Origin of the sequence: Xanthomonas sp. SHU 166, assembly GCF_000364685.1 — a bacterium.
GTDB lineage: Bacteria > Pseudomonadota > Gammaproteobacteria > Xanthomonadales > Xanthomonadaceae > Xanthomonas_A > Xanthomonas_A sontii.
In genome coordinates, this window is the sequence record NZ_AQOJ01000922.1 from 1 (window position 1) to 3,506 (window position 3,506).

3 protein-coding genes, 2 tRNA genes and 1 pseudogene are annotated in these 3,506 nt (G+C 69.4%); 3 read left to right on the forward strand and 3 right to left on the reverse strand.

The window, feature by feature from the left end; translation table 11 throughout:
* From D180_RS20705 to D180_RS20715, 3 genes are all read left to right on the forward strand, one after another.
* Positions 1-429: LysR substrate-binding domain-containing protein (locus D180_RS20705; protein WP_017914269.1), on the forward strand; the 429-nt coding region annotated here is incomplete at its 5' end.
* 139 nt (positions 430-568) lie between these two features.
* Positions 569-1,558, forward strand: a complete 990-nt coding sequence (locus tag D180_RS20710) for a DedA family protein/thiosulfate sulfurtransferase GlpE (protein ID WP_017914270.1) — start codon at positions 569-571, stop codon at positions 1,556-1,558.
* Positions 1,559-1,903: 345 nt separating this feature from the next.
* Positions 1,904-2,698, forward strand: coding sequence for an SDR family oxidoreductase (locus D180_RS20715; protein ID WP_017914271.1), 795 nt, complete (start codon positions 1,904-1,906; stop codon positions 2,696-2,698).
* Positions 2,699-2,828: 130 nt separating this feature from the next.
* Here D180_RS20715 and D180_RS20720 read toward each other — a convergent pair.
* The 3 genes and pseudogenes from D180_RS20720 to D180_RS20730 all read right to left on the reverse strand — a co-directional run.
* A tRNA-Arg gene (locus D180_RS20720) sits at positions 2,829-2,905 on the reverse strand.
* Positions 2,906-3,075: 170 nt separating this feature from the next.
* Positions 3,076-3,152, reverse strand: a tRNA-Arg gene (locus D180_RS20725).
* 62 nt (positions 3,153-3,214) lie between these two features.
* Positions 3,215-3,506, reverse strand: a pseudogene (locus D180_RS20730) (hypothetical protein); the annotation flags it as partial.

The following is a 3,506-nucleotide window of genomic DNA, read 5'->3' on the forward strand; positions in this document are numbered from 1 at the left end:
TTCGTGTTCGCGGTCGCGCCCAGTCACCCGCTGGCGCAGGCGCCGGAACCGCTCAGCCGCAGCCAGTTGAGCGCGCATCGCGCGATCGCGGTGGCGGACTCGGCGCGGCGGCTGTTGCCACGCACGGTCGGGCTGTTGTTCGGCCAGGACGCACTGACCGTGCCGGACATGCGCAGCAAGTATCGGCTGCAGCTGGCCGGGCTCGGCTTCGGCTTCCTGCCCGAGCCGTATGCGCGCGCGGCGCTGGCGCGTGGCGCGCTGGTGCGCAAGGCCGTGGAGGAGCCGAAGCCGGATGAGGTGTTCCAGCTGGCCTGGCGCAGCGGCGAGGAGGGCGCGGCGCTGGCCTGGTGGCGCGCGCGCATGCGTCAGCCGGGCGTGTTCGCGGCATGGCTGGCGCAGATGGCGGCGCGGCTGGACGAGGGTGTGTGAGGCATGCCGGACACCGGTCGCGCTTGCCGCAGGGCGACGATGGATGGGTCTGTTCCGTCGGTGATGCCCTGCTGCCCGCGCGCGCGGTGGGCGACGGGAGGATAATGCGCGGCATCTTCTTCTTTCCGCCCGCCACGCCATGCAGGACCTGATTGCGCGCTACGGACTCGGGCTGGTCTTCGTCAACGTCCTGGCCTTGTCGCTGGGCCTGCCGGTGCCGGCGCTGCCCACGTTGATCCTGGTCGGGGCGACCTATGCGCTGCTCGATGGCGCGGCGATGTGGAGTGCGCTGCTCGGCGCCTTGTCGGTGTCGATCGCGGCGAGCTTGGTCGGCGATCTGTTGTGGTTCGGTGCCGGGCGTCGTTACGGCAACCGCACCCTGCAGTCGCTGTGCAGGCTGTCGCTGTCGCGCGACACCTGCATGAAGCGCACCGAGCGCTTCTATGCGCGCTGGGGCGTGCGCGTGCTGGCGGTGGCCAAGTTCGTGCCGGGCCTGTCGATGGTGTCGGTGCCGATGGCCGGCGCGATGCGTGTGCGCCCGGTGGCCTTCCTGCGCTACGACGCGCTGGGCGCGGCCTTGTGGGCGGGCGTCGGGTTGTTGCTGGGCCTGTGCTTCGCCGACCAGGTGCAGGACTTGCTGGACTGGCTTAGCCTGCTCGGCAGGCGCGCGGCGCTGCTGCTGGGCGGCCTGCTGGCGCTGTACGTCGGCTACCGCGCCTGGCGCCGGCACTCGCTGCGCAAGGCGATGGAGATGCGGCGCATCGACGTCGACGAACTGCACGCGCTGCTGCAGGGCGAGGCGCCGCCGCTGCTGCTGGACATTCGCGCTCCCGGCTACCGCACGCTGGAGCCGTTCGCCATTCCCGGCGCGCTGGAAGTGGACGATCGCCAGGTCGATGCGCTTGTCGCCCGCTTGCCGCGCGATCGCAGGATCGTCATCTACTGCGCCTGCCCGAACGAGGTCTCGGCCGCGATCCTGGCCAAGCGCTTGCGCCAGCACGCGTTCGAGGACGTGCTGCCGCTGCGCGGTGGGCTGGATGCGTGGCGTGCGGCGGGCCATCCGCTGGTCGCGCTGGACGCTGCGGCTGCAGTCGCGCCGCCGCCGAAGGGCGACACGATCGCGGCGTGAGTCGCCGTGGCGGGAACGTCATGCGTCCCGACGACGTCACGACGCATACGCTCCCGCCGATGCCGGCAAGTGCGTCGTCTGTAGGCATGGGTGTGGTTGGATAGGTAGGCAGGGCGCGCGTCCCGCTCCAGCGCGCTCGATTCTTCCGCCTGCATCGCCCGCATCCCGCTGGCGTGGCGAAGTCGAGCGGAGGTCCCGCCTGGGGCGCGTTCACTTGCTTGCCGGCGGATGCGTCCATGATTCCGTCGATGACAGCACCTGTTCGGCAAGCGCCTGTCGACGGCCATCCCGCAAGGCCGGCGCCGAAGCGAATCCTCATCCTCACCCTGCTGCACGGAGACAGCCATGAACATCGATCTATCCGGAAAAACTGCCCTCGTCACCGGCTCCACCGCGGGCATCGGCTTCGGCATCGCCAAGGGCCTGGCCGCGGCGGGCGCCGAGGTCGCGCTGAACGGTCGCGACCAGGCCCGTACCGAGGCCGCCGTCGCCGCGCTCAAGCGCGACCTCCCGGCCGCCAGCGTGCGCGCCGTGGTGGGCGACGTGGCGACCGCAGCCGGCTGCGATGCGATCGTCGCCGCGCTTCCTGCGGTCGATATCCTGGTCAACAACGCCGGCATCTTCGGGATGCAGGATTTCTTCGAGACGCCCGACGCGGAGTGGGAGCGCTTCCTGGCCGTCAACGTGATGTCCGGCGTGCGCCTGTCGCGCGCGTATCTGCCGGGGATGGCCGACAAGGGCTGGGGGCGCGTGCTCTTCGTCTCGTCGGAGTCCGGACTCAATATCCCGGTCGAGATGATTCACTACGGCGTGACCAAGACCGCCGATCTCGCCCTGTCGCGCGGCTTGGCCAAGCGCATGGCCGGCACCGGCGTCACCGTGAATGCGATCCTGCCGGGGCCGACGCTGACCGAAGGTGTCGCCGCCATGTTGTCCGGGCAGGTGGAGCAGTCCGGCAAGCCACTTGAGGAGGTCGCCGCCGATTTCGTCAAGGCGCATCGCGCCAGCTCGATCATCCGCCGCGCCGCGACGGTGGAGGAGGTCGCCAATCTGTGCGTCTACGTCGCGTCGCCGCAGGCGTCCGCGACCACCGGTGCGGCGCTGCGCGTCGACGGCGGTGTGGTGGATACCATCGCCTGAGCTGGTGTGGCTTGGTCGGTCGCGCAGGCGAGGCCGGCGGCGCGCATCGTTCGCCGCTGTGCGCGGCATGCAATCGCCGCCGTGCAGGCAAAAAAAACGACAAGCGCTGGCTTGTCGTTTTTGATCTGACTGGTGCGCCCGGAGAGATTCGAACTCCCGACCGCCTGGTTCGTAGCCAGGTACTCTATCCAACTGAGCTACGGGCGCGTCGTCAGGCGCGGGATTATTCACGAGTTGCGGCGATTCGTCTACACCTGCGTGTCGTGCGCATGACGCAAGCGGGCGAGTACGCCGCTGCACGCGGCCTGATTGCGATCGCATCGCGGCGGAAGCGCAAAAAAAAACGACAAGCAATGGCTTGTCGTTTTTCATCTGACTGGTGCGCCCGGAGAGATTCGAACTCCCGACCGCCTGGTTCGTAGCCAGGTACTCTATCCAACTGAGCTACGGGCGCGTCGTCAGGAGCGGAATTATGCGGGAGTCGATCTTTCCCGTCAATGCTCTTTCGGAAAAATTTCACCGATCCTCGCCCAGCAGCACCGCGGCGACCGCGGCGGGCCGCTTCATCCAGGCGAAATGATCGGCGGCCGTGCCCAGCTGCGCGGCGTCCAGGCGATGGAGGTGCGATGCCGGCGACGCCAGCTTTTCGAGCAAGCCGCGCAGCGAACTCTCCGGCGCCAGCCAGTCGTCCTGCAGCACCACGCCGCGCACCGGCAGCGCAAGTTGCGCCAGGCGCGCTTCCAGGTCGGTGGCCAGCCCGGCGGCGGCGTAGCGGCCGCCGCGGCCCACGCGCGCCCAGTCGGCGATC

What these genes read in the sequence shown, in the direction of transcription:
- D180_RS20710 (WP_017914270.1), top strand. Translation starts at nt 569, where the DNA reads ATGCAGGACCTGATTGCGCGCTACGGACTCGGGCTGGTCTTCGTCAAC.
- D180_RS20715 (WP_017914271.1), top strand. Translation starts at nt 1,904, where the DNA reads ATGAACATCGATCTATCCGGAAAAACTGCCCTCGTCACCGGCTCCACC.